Origin of the sequence: Streptomyces daghestanicus (assembly GCF_020521275.1) — a bacterium.
Taxonomy (GTDB): Bacteria; Actinomycetota; Actinomycetes; order Streptomycetales; family Streptomycetaceae; genus Streptomyces; species Streptomyces griseoviridis.
Genome location: NZ_BNDX01000008.1, coordinates 1,920,209 through 1,936,307, shown reverse-complemented (window position 1 = coordinate 1,936,307; position 16,099 = coordinate 1,920,209). Strand labels below are relative to the sequence as shown.

Genomic DNA, 16,099 nt, shown 5'->3' with positions numbered 1-16,099 from the left:
TTCCACTCCTGTGGGTGACGAAGCGCGATAAGATAGTGACGTAACGTCACAGCGTGATCGAACGGCACGCCCCCGCCCCGCCCGGCTCCCGGCCACCCCGGGGCGGTCCGAGCGGCCCCCGTGGCACCCCCGCGCCGCTGCCCGTGCGGCCGGCCACCGCACGGTTCCTGGTCCTCGCGGGGGTCTTCGTCTGCGCCGCCTGCGGCCTCGTCTACGAGCTGGAACTGGTCGCCGTCGCCTCGTACCTGACCGGCGACTCGGTCACCCAGGCGTCCATCGTCCTGTCGGTCATGGTGTTCGCGATGGGCATCGGCTCGCTCGTCGCCAAGCGGCTGCGGCGGCTCGGCGCGGCGGGCTTCGGCGCGGTGGAGACCGCCCTCGCCCTGGCCGGCGGCTCCAGCGCCATGGCGCTGTACGCGGCCTTCGCCTGGACCGGCGACCGGGGCGGTCTGTGGGCCGACGCCCCCCGCGCGCTGCTGGTCGTCTTCTCGCTCACCATCGGGCTGCTGATCGGCGCCGAGGTGCCGCTGCTGATGGAACTGATCCAGCGCGTCCGCCGCCAGGACGTGGGCGGCGCCGTCGCCGACCTCTTCGCCGCGGACTACGTCGGCGCGCTGATCGGTGGTCTGGCCTTCCCCTTCCTGCTGCTGCCGTTCCTCGGCCAGCTGACCGCGGCCCTGGTCACCGGGACGGTCAACGCGGTGGTGGGCGCCGCCCTGGTGCTCGGCCTGTTCCGGCGTGACCTGACCGGCCGGGCCCGCCGGCTGCTGCTCACCGCCGGCGTCCTCGTCATCGCCCTGCTCACCACCACCGCCGTCCTCGCCGACGACTTCGAACGGGCCGCCCGGCGCGCCCTGTACGGCCAGGACGTCCGGGTGGCCGTGCGCACCGGCACCCAGGAGATAGTCCTGCGCGGCGACGCCGACGGCCGCCCCCTCGACCTCTTCCTGGACGGCCGGCTCCGGGTCGCCGGCGGGGACGAGCGCCGCTACCACGAGGCGCTGGTGCACCCCGCCATGGCCGGCCCGCACGCGCGCGTGCTGATCCTCGGCGGCGGGGACGGACTCGCCGCCCGCGAGGTGCTGCGGTTCCCCGGGGTGCGCCGGGTGGAGATCGTCGAGGTGGACGCCGGGCTGTCCCGGCTGGCCCGGCACGACCCCGGACTGTCCGCGCTCAACGGGCACGCCTACGACGACCCCCGGGTGCGCGTCACGACGGACGACGCCTTCCACCGGCTGCGCGGGGTGCCGGCCGGGGCGTACGACGTGGTGGTCTCGGACCTGCCCGACCCGGGCCTGACGGCCGGCGCCAAGCTGTACTCGCAGGAGTTCTACGGCCTGGCCCGGCGGGTGCTGGCGCCCGGCGGGCGGCTGGTGGTGCACGCCGGGCCGTACGCCGCGCGCCCCCGGGTGTTCCACACGGTGGAGTCGACCCTGCGCGCGGCCGGTCTGCGGACGGCGTCCTACCGGGTGAGCGGTTCCCCCGGCGGCGACTGGGGGTTCCTGCTGGCCGGGGCCCGGACGCCCCCGGCGCTGCGCCTCGCCCCGCGCGGGCCGCGGCCGGCCACGCTGACCCCCGGGTCGCTGGCCCGCGCGGGCCGCGCGACGGCGGACCCCCGCGGCGGGGAGCGTCCGCCGCCGTCGACGCTGGTGCATCCGCGGTACTGACGCCGCCGCCCCGGGTCCGTCCCCCTCGTACAGGGAGAGTTCCGGCCGACGGGGCGTGTTCCCGTCGCACGCTGGGTAGGCTCGGCTGACATGGAGCATGAGGTGTTCGTTCCGGTTCCGGCCGAGCGGCTCAAGGAGGCGCTGGCCGACCCCGCCCGGGTCGCGGGCGCGGTGCCCGGGCTCCAGCAGGAGGCCGGCGCCGAGCCCGTCACGGGACGGCTGAAGGTCCGCGTCGGCAGCCACTCCGTCACCTACCGCGGCACCGTGCGGCTCACCGCGCGGGACGACGGTGCGTACGGCGTCGAGGGCGAGGCCGCCGAGGCGCGCGGCACCGGCACGGCGGCGCTCGCGCTGACGGTCCGGATCGCCGGCGCCGAGGGCGGCGCCACGCTGACGTTCACGGGGACGGCCACCGCGGACGGCCGCCTCGGCGACCTGCCGCCGGACGCGGTGAGCGCGGCGGTGACGCGGCTGCTGACCCGGTTCGCGGAGAACCTGGGCCGGGCGGCGGACGACCGGGACGAGCCGGAGACGGCGGAGCCGAACGACGCGGCGCGTGCGGGGGACGCGGCGGGCACGGCGGACGCGGTGCGGTCGGCCGACGCGGAGGACGTGAACGACGTGAACGACGCGGAGGATTCGGCGGACCCGGCGCGGACGACGGACGCTGACGGCTCGGCGGACGCGGCGCGGTCGACGGACGCTGACGGTACGGCGGACCCGGCGCGGTCGACGGACGCTGACGGTACGGCGGACGCGGCGCGGTCGACGGACGCTGACGGCTCGGCGGACCCGGCGCGGACGGCGAACCCGACGAACGCGACGGACGGGGCGGACGCGACGCAGCGGACGGACCCGGCGCAGACGGCGAATCCCGCGGACGCCGCGGAGCCGCCCGCCGACGCGCCCCCGTCCGTCTTCGAGACCGAGGTGCCCCCGCCCTCCCTGGACCGCGGTGCGGACGAGCAGGGCGGGGCCGCCGCCGAGCCCCCCGCCGAGGCCGCCCACGCCCGCCGCACGATGATCGGGCGCAGCGCCGAGGAGGTCGACCACGCCCCGCCGCGCGGCCGGTACGCGCCCGTGCCCGCCCCCGAGGCGGTCACCGCCGGTACTCCGCTGCGCTGGGCCGCCCCCGCCGCCGCGCTGGTCGTCGCCTCCGCCATCGTCGTCGGCCGCGCCCTGCGCAGACGCCGCTGAGCCCCGGAAGCCGGGTCGCCAGTAGGGTCAGGGCGTGAGCAACGAAGAGATCACTCTGAGGGCGGGCGACGCGGAGGCCACCGTACGGCCCGGCAACGGCGGCCGGATCGGCTCGCTGCGCGTCGACGGCGTGGAGCTGCTCCGCCAAGGCGACCGGTACGGCTGCTTCCCGATGGCCCCCTGGGTCGGCCGCATCCGCGACGGCCGCTTCCGGGACGGCGCCACCGTCCACCAGATGCCGCTGAACTCCGCGCCGCACGCCATCCACGGGCCCGCCCGCGACGGCGCCTGGGTCACCGCCCGCGCCAGCGCCGACGAGGCGGTCCTCACGTACGACCTCGGTGACCCCTGGCCCTACCCGGCCAAGCTCACCCAGGTCGTCGCGCTCGCCCCGGACGCGCTGACGCTCACCCTGGCCGTCGAGACGTACGGCTCCTCCTTCCCGGCGCAGCTCGGCTGGCACCCCTGGTTCAACCGGACCCTCGACGGCGGGACCGGCGTCGAGATCGCCTTCGACGCCGCCTGGCAGGAGGAGCGCGGCGCCGACCACCTCCCCACCGGCAACCGGATCGACCCCCGCCCCGGCCCCTGGGACGACTGCTTCGGCATGCCCGACGGCGTCGACGTCACCCTCACCTGGCCGGAGCGGCTCGAACTGAAGGTGACCAGCCGCGAGCAGTGGGTCGTGGTCTACGACGAGCAGGAGGCCGCCGTCTGCGTGGAGCCGCAGACCGGCCCGCCCAACGGGCTGAACACCCTCCCGCGCCTGGTCACGCCCGTGGAGCCGCTGGAGGCGACGACGACCTGGAGCTGGCGGCGCCTCTAAGCTGGCCCCCATGAGTGACGTACGTGGCGCGCTGCTGCAGCAGATCAAGGACAAGGCCGTGGTGCACGGCAAGGTGACCCTCTCCTCGGGGCTGGAGGCGGACTACTACGTCGACCTGCGCCGCGTCACCCTGGACGGCGAGGCCGCGCCGCTGGTCGGGCAGGTGCTGCTCGACCTGACCGAGGACCTCGACTTCGACGCGGTGGGCGGGCTGACCATGGGCGCCGACCCGGTCGCCGCGAGCATGCTGCACGCCGCCGCCGCGCGCGGCCGGCGCCTCGACGCGTTCGTCGTCCGCAAGGCCGCCAAGGCGCACGGCATGCAGCGCCGCGTCGAGGGCCCGGACATCGCCGGCCGCCGGGTGCTGGTCGTCGAGGACACCTCCACCACGGGCGGCTCCCCGCTCACCGCGGTCGAGGCGGTGCGCGAGGCCGGCGCCGAGGTGGTCGCCGTCGCCACCATCGTGGACCGCGCGACCGGCGCCGCCGAGAAGATCCAGGAGGGCGCCGGGGTGCCGTACCGGTACGCCTTCTCCAAGGACGAGCTGGGCCTCGACTGAGCCGTCTGGGAAGATGGGGCCGACGATGACGTCGCCCCAGGTGCCCCACGGCGCCGCATGGTCTAGGTCAGGGCCGTAAGCACGCACCACACAGCCCACCCGCACATACAAGGAGCGGACAATGCCCATCGCAACTCCCGAGGTCTACAACGAGATGCTGGACCGGGCGAAGGCAGGCAAGTTCGCCTACCCGGCCATCAACGTGACCTCCTCCCAGACGCTCCACGCGGCGCTGCGCGGTTTCGCGGAGGCGGAGAGCGACGGCATCGTCCAGATCTCCACCGGCGGCGCCGAGTTCCTGGGCGGCCAGCACAACAAGGACATGGTGACCGGCGCGGTCGCCCTGGCCGAGTTCGCGCACATCGTCGCCGAGAAGTACGACGTGAACATCGCGCTGCACACCGACCACTGTCCCAAGGACAAGCTGGACGGCTATGTGCGCCCGCTGCTGGCGCTCTCCGCCAAGCGCGTCCAGGCCGGCCTGAACCCGCTGTTCCAGTCGCACATGTGGGACGGTTCCGCCGAGACCCTGGCCGACAACCTCGCCATCGCCACCGAGCTGCTGGAGCAGGCCCGCGCCGCGAAGATCATCCTCGAGGTCGAGATCACCCCGACCGGCGGCGAGGAGGACGGCGTCTCCCACGAGATCAACGACTCCCTCTACACCACGGTCGACGACGCCCTGCGCACCGCCGAGGCGCTCGGCCTCGGTGAGAAGGGCCGCTACCTGCTCGCCGCGTCCTTCGGCAACGTGCACGGGGTGTACAAGCCGGGCAACGTCGTCCTCCGTCCCGAACTGCTCAAGGAGCTGAGCGTGGGCGTCGCCGCGAAGTACGGGCAGGAGGCCGGCTCCAAGCCGTTCGACTTCGTCTTCCACGGCGGTTCCGGCTCCACCGCCGAGGAGATCGCCACCGCGCTGGACAACGGCGTGGTCAAGATGAACCTCGACACCGACACCCAGTACGCCTTCACGCGTCCGGTCGCCGGCCACATGTTCGCGAACTACGACGGCGTCCTGAAGGTCGACGGCGAGGTCGGCGACAAGAAGACCTACGACCCGCGCACCTGGGGCAAGCTGGCCGAGGCCGGCATGGCCGCGCGCGTCGTCGAGGCCTGCGGCCACCTGCGCTCGGCGGGCACCCGCATCAAGTAGCGCCTCGCGCTCGGCGGGCACCGCGTCAAGCAGTGCCCCGCGCCGGGCGGGCACCCGCGTCCGGCGGTGACGCCTCGCGTACGACGGGCCCGGCACCCTCGCGGTGCCGGGCCCTCGGCATGCCGCAGACTGGGAGCTATGGCCATTCACGAGAACCTGCTCGGGGGACCGCCCCCGACCCACCTCCCCGACGACCCCGGGCCGCGCGAGCTGCTCGCCGCCGGCACCTCGCCCGCCGAGGTCGCGGCGCGGTACCCGACGTCCTCCCTGGCCTGGGCGCAGCTCGCCGACGACGCCTTCGAGCGGGGCGGCGTCGTGGAGTCGTACGCGTACGCCCGGACCGGCTACCACCGGGGCCTGGACGCGCTGCGCCGGAGCGGCTGGAAGGGGCACGGGCCGGTGCCGTGGGAGCACGAGCCCAACCGCGGTTTCCTGCGCGCCCTGCACGCCCTCGCCCGCGCCGCCCAGGCGATCGGCGAGAAGGACGAGTACGAGCGCTGCACGCAGTTCCTGCGCGACTCCTCGCAGGAGGCGGCCGACGTCCTCGGCTGACCCCGCGCCCATCCCCTAGGGGCCCGTCCGAAGGGGCGGGCCTTGCGCGTGCCCGGGACGATTGCGGAGTATGCCGGTGGGGACCGGGGCCCCGTGCCGGTAACGGCAGGGCGGACCGCCACCCGAAGCACATACGCAGGAGACAGCGATGTCCCAGGAAGCCCCGAACCTCGATTTCGAGGGCAGCACGCCGTACGAGGACTACGTCAGGGCGGACGTCCTCACCCACCTCCAGCACACCGTCTCCGACGATCCCGGCGAGATGGTCTTCCTGGTCACCAGCCAGGTCATGGAGCTGTGGTTCACCGTCATCGTCCACGAGTGGGAGACCGCCGCCCGCGCCCTGCGCGAGGACCGCGTCGGCGTGGCGAAGGACGCGCTGAAACGGTCGGTGCGGGAGCTGGAGGCGCTCAACGCCTCCTGGAAGCCGCTCGCCGGACTCACCCCGGCCCAGTTCAACTCCTACCGGGGCGCCCTCGGCGAGGGTTCCGGTTTCCAGTCGGCCATGTACCGCCGGCTGGAGTTCCTGCTCGGCGAGAAGTCCGCGTCCATGCTGGTCCCGCACCGCGGCACCCCGCGCGCCCACGCCGAGCTGGAGAAGGCGCTGCACGAGCCGAGCCTGTACGACGAGGCGGTCCGGCTGCTGGCCCGGCGCGGGTACCCGATCCCGGAGACGGTGCTGCACCGGGACGTGTCCCGGCCGTACGAGCCGTCGCCCGAGGTCGAGGCCGCCTGGACGGACGTGTACGCCGGTGACCAGGACGGCGAGCTGGCGCGACTGGGCGAGGCGCTCAGCGACGTCGCCGAGCTGGTGTGGCGCTGGCGCAACGACCACCTGGTCGCCACCCGCCGGGCGATGGGCGCCAAGACCGGCACGGGTGGTTCCGCCGGGGTGGCCTGGCTGGAGAAGCGGGCCCGCAAGAACGTGTTCCCGGAGCTGTGGACGGCGAGGTCGTATGTCTGAGCTGATGAGCGCCGCGTGGGAACTGGACGCCGAGGACCCCCTGGCCGGGGTCCGGGAGCGCTTCCTCCTCGACGACACCGTCTACCTGGACGGCAACTCGCTGGGCGCGCTGCCCGCGCACGTGCCGGGCCGGGTCGAGGACGTCGTCCGCCGGCAGTGGGGCGAGCTGCGCATCCGTTCCTGGGAGGAGAGCGGCTGGTGGACCGCGCCCGAGCGGATCGGGGACCGGATCGCGCCGCTCGTCGGGGCGGCCCCCGGCCAGATCGTCGTCGGCGACTCCACCAGCGTCAACGTCTTCAAGGCCCTGGTCGCCGCCGTGCGGATGGCGGGGGAGGGGCGGGACGAGATCCTCGTCGACGCCACCACCTTCCCCACGGACGGGTACATCGCCGCGTCGGCGGCCCGGCTGACGGGCCGTACGCTGCGGCCGGTGCTCCCGGCCGAGGTGCCCTCGGCGCTGACCGGCCGCACCGCCGCCGTGCTGCTCAACCACGTCGACTACCGCACCGGCCGGCTGCACGACCTGCCCGGCCTCACCGCCGCCGTGCGCGCGGCGGGCGGGTACGCGGTGTGGGACCTGTGCCACAGCGCGGGCGCGCTGCCGGTCGGCCTGGACGAGCACGGCGTCGACCTGGCGGTGGGGTGCACGTACAAGTACCTCAACGGCGGCCCGGGCGCACCCGCGTACCTGTACGTCCGCCGCGGTCTCCAGGGCCGCTTCGACTCGCCGCTGCCGGGGTGGAACTCGCACGCAGAGCCGTTCGGGATGACGTCCGCGTACACCCCGGCCGACGGCGCCGTGCGCGGGCGGGTGGGCACGCCGGACATCCTGTCGCTGCTCGCGCTGGAGGCGGCCCTCGACGTGTGGGACGACGTCCCGGTCGCGCGGGTGCGGGCCAAGTCCCTCGCGCTGACCGACTTCTTCCTGCGGTGCGTCGAGGCGTACGTGCCCGCGGGCCGGGTGGAGAACCTGACGCCGGTCGCGCACGCCGAGCGGGCCAGCCAGGTGGCGCTGCGCTGCGCGGACGCCGGCGAGGTGATGCGGACGCTGATCGAGCGCGGTGTGGTCGGCGACTTCCGGGCCCCGGACGTCCTGCGGTTCGGCTTCACCCCGCTGTACGTCGGCTTCGCGGACGTCGAGCGGGCGGCGCGGGTGCTGGGGCAGGTGCTCGGCACCGCGTAGGGGCCGGGGAGGGGCGGGCGGCGCGCGAGCGGGGCCACCCTCCTCACCCAGCGTGATATCCCCGTGTCGGTGCACGTCACCGGCCTGGTACCGTCCCGGCAGCGGCCGATTTCCATCTCCTGGTCGGCCAACACCGTTTCCCCGCTGAGAGGTTGGAGCATGCCGGACGCCGCCGCTGAAAAGGGGACCCCCGCCGGGCGGAACGAGGCGGAGGAGAAGTCGCTCCTCGCGCACCCTGCGGTCGCCCCCGACCTCACCGCCGCCTACGGCACCCACCCCGACCAGGTGATCGACTTCTACGTCCCCCGGGTCCAGGCCGGTCCGGGCGGTCCCGCGCCCGTGGTCGTCGTCCTGCACGGCGGGGCCTGGCGGGGTCCGTACGACCGGCGGCACATCAGCCCGTTCGCCGGGTTCCTGGCGGGCCGGGGGCTCGCGGTGGCCAGCGTGGAGTACCGGCGCGGTGACGGGGGCGGGGCCGCGGGGCGCTGGCCCGAGACCCTCGACGACGTGGCCGCGGCCCTGGACGCGCTGCCCGCGCTGGTCCGGGAGCACCTGCCGGACGCCGATCCGCGCCGTACGGTGCTCACCGGTCACTCGGCGGGCGGTCACCTCGCCCTGTGGGCGGCGGCCCGGCACCTGCTGCCCGCCGACGCCCCCTGGCGCACCGACCGGCCGGCGCCGCTGCGCGGCGTGGTCGCCCTCGCCCCGATCGCGGACCTCGCGGTCGCCGACTCGCTGGCGGTGTGCGGCGGCGCGGTGCGGCAGTTCCTCGGCGGGGACGAGACCTTCGCCGAGCGGGTGCCGTACGCCGACCCGGCGCTGCTGCTGCCCACCGGTATCGCCACCACCCTGGTGCAGGGCCGGGCCGACGCGGACGTGCCGCAGGAGGTCGCCGAGGCGTACGCCGACGCGGCGGCCCGCGCCGGGGAGGTGGTGGGGGTGACCCTGCTGGAGGACGTCGGCCACTTCCCGCTGATCGACCCGGCGGCGGACGCCTGCGCGGTGGTGGCGGAGGAGATCGCACAGCTGGCGTGGTGAGCGGGCGGTACGGGAGTGCCGCGGGCGGTTCGGGGAGTGCCGCGGGCGGTTCGGGGAGTGCCGGTAGTACGGGGGAGTACCGGTATGGGGGGAGTACCGGTAGTACTTGAGACGGACCCGGCGAAACCCGTCTCGCTGCGGACGACGGGGTGCCGCACCGCCCCCTACGGTGCTGTACGTGACCGAGACGACCCGTATACCGTCCTCCCCGCCGCGCAGCCCGGAGGCCCGCCTCGCGGCGGACGCCCTGCGCGGGCTGCGGCAGGACCTGATCCACGACGCCTTCGCCTACCGCCCGCTGCCCCCGATGCGCACCGACGGCCCACTGACCCGGCGGCTGCCGGGCGCGCTGCGGGAGTACGCGCAGTGGACGCCGCACGCCGTGGTGGTGGCCGCCGGCCTGATCGCGATGGCCTTCTCCTTCGCCGGGACGACACAGGGAAGCGAGGCCCTGGAACTCTTCAACGCCCTCCTCGCCCTGGTGCCCGTCCTGCTCACGCTGGTGCGGCCGGTCGGTGCCTTCTGGGTGTCGTGGGCGGCGGCCCCGTTCGTCGTGCTCTTCTCCGAGCGGTGGGACGACTGGCCCTGGTCGCCCGGCAGTTTCGCCTGCCACCTGATCGTGCTGACGCTGGTGGCGTTGCGGACCCGGCCCCGGACGGCGGCCTGGATGTGGCTGCTCACCGCCGTCTACAGCCTCGGTGCCGACACCCTGCTCGGTGGGGAGTACCAGAATTCCAACAGCGCCCCGCTGCTGGTGCTCACCGCGATGGTCCTGCTGGTGGTCGCCGTACGGCAGGTCCGCCGGGAGGCCCGGCAGGAGGTCACCGCCCAGCGGACGGTGACGGCGCGGGAACGGTCCCGGCGCACGCTGCTGGAGGAGCGCACCACCATCGCCCGCGAGCTGCACGACGTGGTCGCCCACCACATGTCGGTGGTCGCCATCCAGGCCGAGGCGGCGCCCTACCGGGTGGAGAACCCGCCGCCGGAACTGGAGCGGGCCTTCGCCACCATCCGGGAGAACGCGGTGGCCGCCCTCACCGAACTCCGCCGCGTCCTCGGTGTCGTCCGCGCCGAGGACTACGAGGCCCCCGACGCCCCGCAGCCCACCCTCGCCGACCTGGACGCGCTCCTCGCCAACGTGCGGGACGCGGGCCTGCCGGTCGACAAGGCGGTCACCGGCGCGGTACGCGAACTGCCTCCCGGCGTGGAGCTGTCGGCGTACCGCATCGTCCAGGAGGCCCTGAGCAACACGCTGCGGCACGCACCGGGCGCGTCGGCCCGCGTGGAGGTGTCCTACGTCCTCGGCGGCCTGGGCCTGCGGATCGTCAACGGCCCGGTCCCCGCGCCCGCCCTGGTCAAGCCGTCACCGGGCGCCGGCCACGGCATCACCGGCATGCGGGAACGGGTGTCGATGCTGAACGGCGAGATGACGGCGGGACCGACCGGGGAGGGCGGCTACGAGGTGGCGGTCTTCCTGCCGGTGGCCCTGGCGTCCGGGGACGAGGCATGACCGGCCGGCCGATCCGCGTCCTGATCGCCGACGACCAGATGATGGTCCGCGAGGGCTTCTCGGTCCTGCTGAACGCGATGCCGGACATCGAGGTCGTCGGCGAGGCGGTCAACGGCCGCGAGGCGGTCGCCATGGTCCGCGAACTCGTCCCCGACGTCGTCCTCATGGACATCCGGATGCCGGAACTGAACGGCATCGAGGCGACCCGTGAGATCGTCGCGGCCGACAGCACGTCGAAGGTGCTGGTCCTGACCACCTTCGACCTCGACGAGTACGTCTACCAGGCACTGCGCGCGGGCGCGTCCGGCTTCCTCCTGAAGGACGCCTCGGCCCGCCAACTCGCGGACGGCGTACGGGTGGTGGCCTCCGGCGAGGCCCTGCTCGCCCCGTCCGTCACCCGCCGCCTGATCACCGAGTTCTCGCGGCTGGCGGACAGTCCGCGTCTGCTGCCCGCCGCGCACGCGGCGTACGGCGACCTGACCGAGCGGGAGACGGAGGTGCTGGTCCTGATCGCGCAGGGCCTGTCCAACAGCGAGATCGCCGAGCGCCTGATGGTCGCGGAGTCGACCATCAAGACCCACGTCAGCCGCGTCCTGGTCAAACTGGGCCTGCGCGACCGCACCCAGGCGGCGGTCTTCGCCTACGAGGCCCGGCTGGTGACACCGGGGTGAGACGGGGCCGTCCCCAGCTCGCACCACACGTACTTCCCCCGGTCCCCGGACCGCGACAGCGGCTGCCACCCCCACAGATCGGAACAGGCCCGCACGAGAGCGAGCCCCCGCCCTCCCTCGTCCTCCGCGTGGGCCATCTCCCCGCCCCCGGGCGGCGGTTCGGGGTCGGCGTCCCACGCCCCGATCCGCAGCACCCGCCCCGACCAGCACACCCGCAGCGCGGCGGGCCCTTCGGTGTGCAGTACGGCGTTCCCCACCAGCTCGGCGGCGAGCAGCTCCGCGACGTCCACGAGCCCGATCAGCCCGTGCACCGTGAGGACCAGCCGCAGGGTCCGCCGGCAGACGGTGACGGCACGGGGGTCGTTCGGGATGTGGAGGGAGTACTCCCAGGACTCGCTCTCGGACATACGTGTGGCTCCGTCGGTGTAGGGGGGGTCGCCCACCGGGCGGGGGTGTCATTGCCGCGCCCGTCACGACACGACGGGGCGGTGCGCTTCCGGTGCCCGGGGCTTCGCAGCGTGTGCGGCGCGTCACCGACGGTAGAGGAGAAATTTCTCCCGGTGCAAGCTGTTGGCGTAGCCTGGCACCCGAACGAGGCACGCCGAAGCGGCCTTCGGGGACGGGAGAACGAGTGGCGCCGAGAAGCAACCCCACGGCCCGGCAGATCCGGCTCGGTGCCGAGTTGCGCAAGCTGCGGGTCGCGGCCGGCCTGAAGGCGCGCGAGGTCGCGGCCTTTCTGGACTCCACGTCGGCGCAGATGAGTCAGATCGAAGCAGGGATCTCCGGAGTCAGCGCGGAGCGCGTTCGCCGCCTCGCGAATCATTACGAGTGCGAGGACGAGGCATTCGTCGATGCCCTGGCGACGGTGGCCGAGGAGCGCTCGCGCGGTTGGTGGGACGACTACCGAGGCGTCCTGCCTCAGGTGAACCTGGACGTGGCCGAGGCGGAGCACCACGCCACCTTCATGCGGGAAGTCGTGATCACGTACGTGCCGGGACTGCTCCAGACCCCGGACTACGCGCGCGCTGTTTTCAGGTACATGCGCCCGGACCTGACCGAAGCCGAGCTGGCGCCCCGCGTGGAGCACCGCATGATGCGGCGCAGGGCGATCGAGGGCGACAAGCCGACTCCGTACGAGACGATCGTCCACGAGTTCGCCCTGCGCATCCGGGTGTCCGACCGCCGGACGTCGTTGTCCCAGCTCCAGCTCATCCTGGAAGAGATCGAGAGGGGGCACGCCGTCGTGCGGGTCATCCCCGTCCACCGGGACGGCTTCCCCGGTGCTGACGCGTCGATGATGTACCTGGGCGGACGGGTGCCCAAGCTGGACACGGGGCTCCTCGACTCGCCCACCGGCACCCTTTTCATCGACGCGGAGGAGCACTTGAATCGACTCCGAACACTTTTCCGCACGGTGAGGGAATCGTCGCTGGAGCCCTTGGAGTCGCGGGACTTCATTCACCGGTTGATGAAGGAGCTTTGATGTCCTGGCGCAAGTCCACGTACTCCGGTGGAGGCGAAGGGAACACCTGCGTCGAAATAGCGACGTCACCCACCCGCATACGCATCCGCGACTCCAAGGCCCCCGCCCGAGCGACGCTCTCCGTACCGGTGTCCTCGTTCGCCGCCCTCGTCGAGAGCCTGAAGGCGGGCGCCCGGCCCGACGCGGCCGGCCGCTGACCCGCCACCGCGCCCACGGAACACCCTGGTCCACCGGACGGCGTCCCCCTTACCGTGACCCCCATGACCGACACCCCCGCCACCCCCGTCCCCGCCCACGAACCCCCGTACTACGTCGCCGTCTTCACCACCGTCCGCAGTGACGACCAGGACGGTTACCGGGAGACCGACGCGCGGATGGAGGAGCTGGTGAAGGAGATCCCCGGGTATCTGGGGATGGACCACGCGCAGACGCCCGGCGGGCTCGGGATCACCGTCGGGTACTTCCGGGACGGCGACGCGCTCGCGCGGTGGAGGTCGGACGCCGAGCATCGGGCGGCGCAGCGGCGCGGGCGGGAGCAGTGGTACCGGAGTTACACGCTGCACGTGGCGAAGGTGGAGCGGAGTCACGGGTTCACGCGGGAGATAGGGGGGTCGTAAATCCGTCGTCTTCCGCCGTCCTGGCCGGTACGGTCGCCGCGTCCGCGTTCCCCTCGAAGGCAGGTAATCCATGGCGTGTCGTATCGGTGAGCTGGTGCTCGGGTGCAGGGAGCCGGAGGTGCTGGCGCGGTTCTGGTGCGAGGTGCTGGACTTCGTCGTCCTCGACCGGGAAGGCGACGACTGCGTCGAGATCGGGCCGCGCGAGGGCTTCGGGGGACCGCAGCCGACGATCATCCTCAGCCGCCGGGACGAGCCGGAACCGGGGAAGGCCCGGCTGCACATCGACGTCAACCCCACCGACCGGGACCAGGACGCCGAGCTGGCACGCCTCCTGGCACTAGGCGCGCGCCCGGCCGACATCGGCCAGACCGGCGAGGAGCAGTGGCACGTCCTCGCCGACCCGGAGGGCAACGAGTTCTGCCTGCTCAAGGCGCGTATCGACCCGGTGTGACACGGGCGGGCGCGGGCGGTTGTGTCTCCGTCCTGCTGCCCGTGTCCGCGTTCTGTCACGGCGCGGTCGTGGAACACCCGTGTCGCTGGTGCCGGGGTCCGTGGGCGGTGCATGGTCGTCTCACAGCGGCGCACAGGCCGCGTACCGCTCACTCCGACCGCCGCACACCTCCCGAAGGGGTCTCCTCGCCATGACCACGCTGCGTGCCCGTTCCGTCCTGTTCGCCGCCGCCGCCGTCGCGGGCACCCTGCTGATGACGGCCTGCCAGAGCGACGACACCGCCGGGAGCACCGGCGCCGGCACCACCACCGAGGAGACGGTGAGCGCGCAGGCCGCCGCCGCGACGAAGCAGGGCGGCGTCAGCGGCACCTTCTCGGGCGGCGAGGTCGCCTACCTCGCGCCGGGCACGTACACGGTCACCGCCGGCGGCAAGGAGCAGCAGTTCTGGATCGCCGAGGACACGAAGATCTGGGGCTCCGGCGGGGTGTGCGGGGACGCCGCGGGGCAGGCGGCCACCCAGTGCACCGAGGCGCAGCTGGAGAAGGCGGCCCGGGCCGGCGCGGTCGACGCGGACGTCGTGCTGAAGGACGGCATCGCCGTCACCGTCACCGAGCGGCACACCGGTGACGGCGGCGCGGACGACTCGGCGCCCTCCGGTGAGGACACGGCCGGTCAGGGCGGAGACGGCGTCAGCGGCACTTGGCTGGGCACCGTCTCCTACCTCGCCCCGGGCAAGTACACCGTGTCCGACCTGAAGGACACCCAGCAGCAGTTCTGGATCGCCGAGGACACCGAGATCTGGGGCGTCGGCGGCATGTGCGGCGACGCCGAGGGGCAGACGGCCACGCAGTGCACCGAGGCCGAGCTGGAGGCGGCGGCCAAGGCCGGCACCCTGGCCGCCGAGGTCGAGATCACCGACGGCATCGCCACCCGCATCACCGAGGAGGGCTGAGCCTCCCGCCGTACCCCCTGGTCAGCGGCGCCCCGGCCGGGCTAGCGTCCGGTCATGGCAGCCTTCGACCCGTGGGACCCCGCGTTCGTCGCCGACCCGTACCCCGCCTACGCCGGACTCCGCGAACGGGGCCGGGTCCATTACTTCGAGCCCACCGGCCAGTGGCTCGTCCCCCGCCACGCGGACGTCTCCGCGCTGCTGCGTGACCGGCGCCTGGGGCGGACGTACCGGCACCGCTTCAGCCACGAGGAGTTCGGCCGGACCCCGCCGCCGCCCGAGCACGAACCGTTCCACACGCTCAACGACCACGGCATGCTCGACCTGGAGCCCCCGGACCACACCCGCATCCGGCGGCTCGTCTCGAAGGCGTTCACCCCGCGCACGGTGGAGCGGCTCCAGCCGTACGTCCGTGACCTCGCCGGCCGCCTGGTGGACCGGCTCGTCGCCGCCGGCGGCGGTGACCTGCTGACCGACGTCGCCGAACCCCTCCCCGTCGCCGTCATCGCCGAGATGCTCGGCATCCCCGAGTCCGACCGGGCCCCGCTGCGGCCCTGGTCGGCCGCCATCTGCGGGATGTACGAGCTGCACCCGTCCGAGGAGACGGCGGCGCGGGCGGTGCGCGCGTCGGTGGAGTTCTCCGACTACCTGCGCGGCCTGATCGCCGCCCGCCGCGCGGACCCCGGCGACGACCTGGTCTCCGGCCTGATCGCCGCGCACGACGGGGACGACGACCGCCTCACCGAGCAGGAGATGATCTCGACCTGCGTCCTGCTGCTGAACGCCGGTCACGAGGCCACCGTCAACGCCACCGTCAACGGCTGGCACGCGCTGTTCGGCAACCCCGGCCAGCTCGCCGCCCTGCGCGCCGACCACTCCCTCGTCCCCACGGCGGTGGAGGAGCTGATGCGCTACGACACCCCGCTCCAGCTCTTCGAACGCTGGGTGCTGGACGACATCGAGATCGACGGGACGACCATCCCGCGCGGCGCCGAGATCGCGCTGCTGTTCGGCTCCGCCAACCACGACCCGGCCGTCTTCGCCGACCCCGGCCGCCTCGACCTGGCCCGCCGGGACAACCCGCACATCTCCTTCAGCGCCGGCCTGCACTACTGCATCGGCGCCCCGCTCGCCCGCATCGAACTGGCCGCCTCCCTCACCGCCCTCCTCGAACGGGCCCCCACCCTCACCCTCGTCGCCGAACCGGAACGCAAGCCGACCTTCGTCATCCGGGGCTTGCGCGGACTCCACGTCGAGGCGTGAGGGAGGGCGCCCCGGG

At 73.8% G+C, this 16,099-nt stretch carries 18 protein-coding genes; 17 read left to right on the top strand and 1 reads right to left on the bottom strand.

Features of this window, described 5'->3' with window-relative positions; genetic code table 11:
* Nucleotides 1-53 precede the first annotated feature (53 nt).
* The 11 genes from Sdagh_RS18235 (at nt 54) to Sdagh_RS18185 (ending at nt 11,320) form a co-directional block, all read left to right on the top strand.
* Nucleotides 54-1,667, top strand: a complete 1,614-nt coding sequence (locus Sdagh_RS18235) for a polyamine aminopropyltransferase (RefSeq protein ID WP_190077004.1) — start codon at nt 54-56, stop codon at nt 1,665-1,667.
* Nucleotides 1,668-1,757: 90 nt separating this feature from the next.
* On the top strand, nt 1,758-2,864 hold the full coding sequence (locus tag Sdagh_RS18230) for an SRPBCC family protein (RefSeq protein ID WP_190077003.1): 1,107 nt from the start codon (nt 1,758-1,760) through the stop codon (nt 2,862-2,864).
* Nucleotides 2,865-2,898: 34 nt separating this feature from the next.
* Nucleotides 2,899-3,690, top strand: a complete 792-nt coding sequence (locus Sdagh_RS18225; protein ID WP_190077002.1) for an aldose epimerase family protein — start codon at nt 2,899-2,901, stop codon at nt 3,688-3,690.
* A gap of 10 nt (nt 3,691-3,700) precedes the next feature.
* Complete coding sequence (gene pyrE, locus Sdagh_RS18220) at nt 3,701-4,249, top strand: orotate phosphoribosyltransferase (protein ID WP_189422154.1); 549 nt, start codon at nt 3,701-3,703, stop codon at nt 4,247-4,249.
* Nucleotides 4,250-4,370: 121 nt separating this feature from the next.
* Nucleotides 4,371-5,402 carry a class II fructose-bisphosphate aldolase gene (gene fbaA, locus Sdagh_RS18215; RefSeq protein WP_189422153.1) on the top strand — a complete coding sequence of 344 codons (1,032 nt, stop codon included), beginning with the start codon at nt 4,371-4,373 and terminating at the stop codon, nt 5,400-5,402.
* Nucleotides 5,403-5,540: 138 nt separating this feature from the next.
* Complete coding sequence (locus Sdagh_RS18210) at nt 5,541-5,954, top strand: DUF3151 domain-containing protein (protein WP_189422152.1); 414 nt, start codon at nt 5,541-5,543, stop codon at nt 5,952-5,954.
* A 148-nt stretch (nt 5,955-6,102) separates the two neighbouring features.
* On the top strand, nt 6,103-6,918 hold the full coding sequence (locus Sdagh_RS18205) for a tryptophan 2,3-dioxygenase family protein (RefSeq protein WP_189422151.1): 816 nt from the start codon (nt 6,103-6,105) through the stop codon (nt 6,916-6,918).
* Nucleotides 6,911-8,101, top strand: coding sequence for a kynureninase (gene kynU, locus Sdagh_RS18200; protein WP_189422150.1), 1,191 nt, complete (start codon nt 6,911-6,913; stop codon nt 8,099-8,101). Before Sdagh_RS18205 ends, kynU begins: the two co-directional genes overlap by 8 nt.
* A 159-nt stretch (nt 8,102-8,260) precedes the next feature.
* Nucleotides 8,261-9,139 carry an alpha/beta hydrolase gene (locus tag Sdagh_RS18195; protein ID WP_189422149.1) on the top strand — a complete coding sequence of 293 codons (879 nt, stop codon included), beginning with the start codon at nt 8,261-8,263 and terminating at the stop codon, nt 9,137-9,139.
* Nucleotides 9,140-9,317: 178 nt separating this feature from the next.
* Nucleotides 9,318-10,649 carry a sensor histidine kinase gene (locus tag Sdagh_RS18190; protein WP_370594908.1) on the top strand — a complete coding sequence of 444 codons (1,332 nt, stop codon included), beginning with the start codon at nt 9,318-9,320 and terminating at the stop codon, nt 10,647-10,649.
* Nucleotides 10,646-11,320, top strand: coding sequence for a response regulator (locus tag Sdagh_RS18185; protein ID WP_190077001.1), 675 nt, complete (start codon nt 10,646-10,648; stop codon nt 11,318-11,320). Before Sdagh_RS18190 ends, Sdagh_RS18185 begins: the two co-directional genes overlap by 4 nt.
* Here the strand turns inward: Sdagh_RS18185 and Sdagh_RS18180 are convergent.
* The gene (locus Sdagh_RS18180) at nt 11,290-11,727 is read right to left on the bottom strand and encodes an ATP-binding protein (RefSeq protein ID WP_190011476.1); all 438 of its coding nucleotides are present in this window, start codon (nt 11,725-11,727) and stop codon (nt 11,290-11,292) included. The genes Sdagh_RS18185 and Sdagh_RS18180 overlap by 31 nt on opposite strands.
* Nucleotides 11,728-11,951: 224 nt before the next feature.
* Between Sdagh_RS18180 and Sdagh_RS18175 the strand changes: the two genes are divergently transcribed.
* The 6 genes from Sdagh_RS18175 to Sdagh_RS18150 all read left to right on the top strand — a co-directional run bounded on the left by Sdagh_RS18175 (nt 11,952) and on the right by Sdagh_RS18150 (nt 16,083).
* Complete coding sequence (locus Sdagh_RS18175; RefSeq protein ID WP_190077000.1) at nt 11,952-12,803, top strand: helix-turn-helix domain-containing protein; 852 nt, start codon at nt 11,952-11,954, stop codon at nt 12,801-12,803.
* Nucleotides 12,803-13,000 carry a DUF397 domain-containing protein gene (locus Sdagh_RS18170; protein WP_189422144.1) on the top strand — a complete coding sequence of 66 codons (198 nt, stop codon included), beginning with the start codon at nt 12,803-12,805 and terminating at the stop codon, nt 12,998-13,000. Before Sdagh_RS18175 ends, Sdagh_RS18170 begins: the two co-directional genes overlap by 1 nt.
* 63 nt (nt 13,001-13,063) lie before the next feature.
* Nucleotides 13,064-13,420, top strand: coding sequence for an antibiotic biosynthesis monooxygenase family protein (locus Sdagh_RS18165; protein WP_190076999.1), 357 nt, complete (start codon nt 13,064-13,066; stop codon nt 13,418-13,420).
* 70 nt (nt 13,421-13,490) lie between these two features.
* Nucleotides 13,491-13,871, top strand: a complete 381-nt coding sequence (locus tag Sdagh_RS18160; protein ID WP_189422142.1) for a VOC family protein — start codon at nt 13,491-13,493, stop codon at nt 13,869-13,871.
* A gap of 190 nt (nt 13,872-14,061) precedes the next feature.
* Nucleotides 14,062-14,823: a hypothetical protein gene (locus Sdagh_RS18155; RefSeq protein ID WP_190076998.1), complete on the top strand. Its 762-nt coding sequence runs from the start codon at nt 14,062-14,064 to the stop codon at nt 14,821-14,823.
* A gap of 54 nt (nt 14,824-14,877) precedes the next feature.
* Nucleotides 14,878-16,083, top strand: coding sequence for a cytochrome P450 (locus tag Sdagh_RS18150; RefSeq protein ID WP_190076997.1), 1,206 nt, complete (start codon nt 14,878-14,880; stop codon nt 16,081-16,083).
* Nucleotides 16,084-16,099: the final 16 nt, after the last annotated feature.

Excerpts from the sequence above, each read along its gene's own strand:
- Sdagh_RS18230 (WP_190077003.1), top strand. The coding sequence starts at position 1,758 with ATGGAGCATGAGGTGTTCGTTCCGGTTCCGGCCGAGCGGCTCAAGGAG.
- pyrE (WP_189422154.1), top strand. The coding sequence starts at position 3,701 with ATGAGTGACGTACGTGGCGCGCTGCTGCAGCAGATCAAGGACAAGGCC.
- fbaA (WP_189422153.1), top strand. The coding sequence starts at position 4,371 with ATGCCCATCGCAACTCCCGAGGTCTACAACGAGATGCTGGACCGGGCG.
- Sdagh_RS18210 (WP_189422152.1), top strand. The coding sequence starts at position 5,541 with ATGGCCATTCACGAGAACCTGCTCGGGGGACCGCCCCCGACCCACCTC.
- Sdagh_RS18205 (WP_189422151.1), top strand. The coding sequence starts at position 6,103 with ATGTCCCAGGAAGCCCCGAACCTCGATTTCGAGGGCAGCACGCCGTAC.
- kynU (WP_189422150.1), top strand. The coding sequence starts at position 6,911 with ATGTCTGAGCTGATGAGCGCCGCGTGGGAACTGGACGCCGAGGACCCC.
- Sdagh_RS18195 (WP_189422149.1), top strand. The coding sequence starts at position 8,261 with ATGCCGGACGCCGCCGCTGAAAAGGGGACCCCCGCCGGGCGGAACGAG.
- Sdagh_RS18185 (WP_190077001.1), top strand. The coding sequence starts at position 10,646 with ATGACCGGCCGGCCGATCCGCGTCCTGATCGCCGACGACCAGATGATG.
- Sdagh_RS18180 (WP_190011476.1), bottom strand. The coding sequence starts at position 11,727 with ATGTCCGAGAGCGAGTCCTGGGAGTACTCCCTCCACATCCCGAACGAC.
- Sdagh_RS18170 (WP_189422144.1), top strand. The coding sequence starts at position 12,803 with ATGTCCTGGCGCAAGTCCACGTACTCCGGTGGAGGCGAAGGGAACACC.
- Sdagh_RS18165 (WP_190076999.1), top strand. The coding sequence starts at position 13,064 with ATGACCGACACCCCCGCCACCCCCGTCCCCGCCCACGAACCCCCGTAC.
- Sdagh_RS18160 (WP_189422142.1), top strand. The coding sequence starts at position 13,491 with ATGGCGTGTCGTATCGGTGAGCTGGTGCTCGGGTGCAGGGAGCCGGAG.
- Sdagh_RS18155 (WP_190076998.1), top strand. The coding sequence starts at position 14,062 with ATGACCACGCTGCGTGCCCGTTCCGTCCTGTTCGCCGCCGCCGCCGTC.
- Sdagh_RS18150 (WP_190076997.1), top strand. The coding sequence starts at position 14,878 with ATGGCAGCCTTCGACCCGTGGGACCCCGCGTTCGTCGCCGACCCGTAC.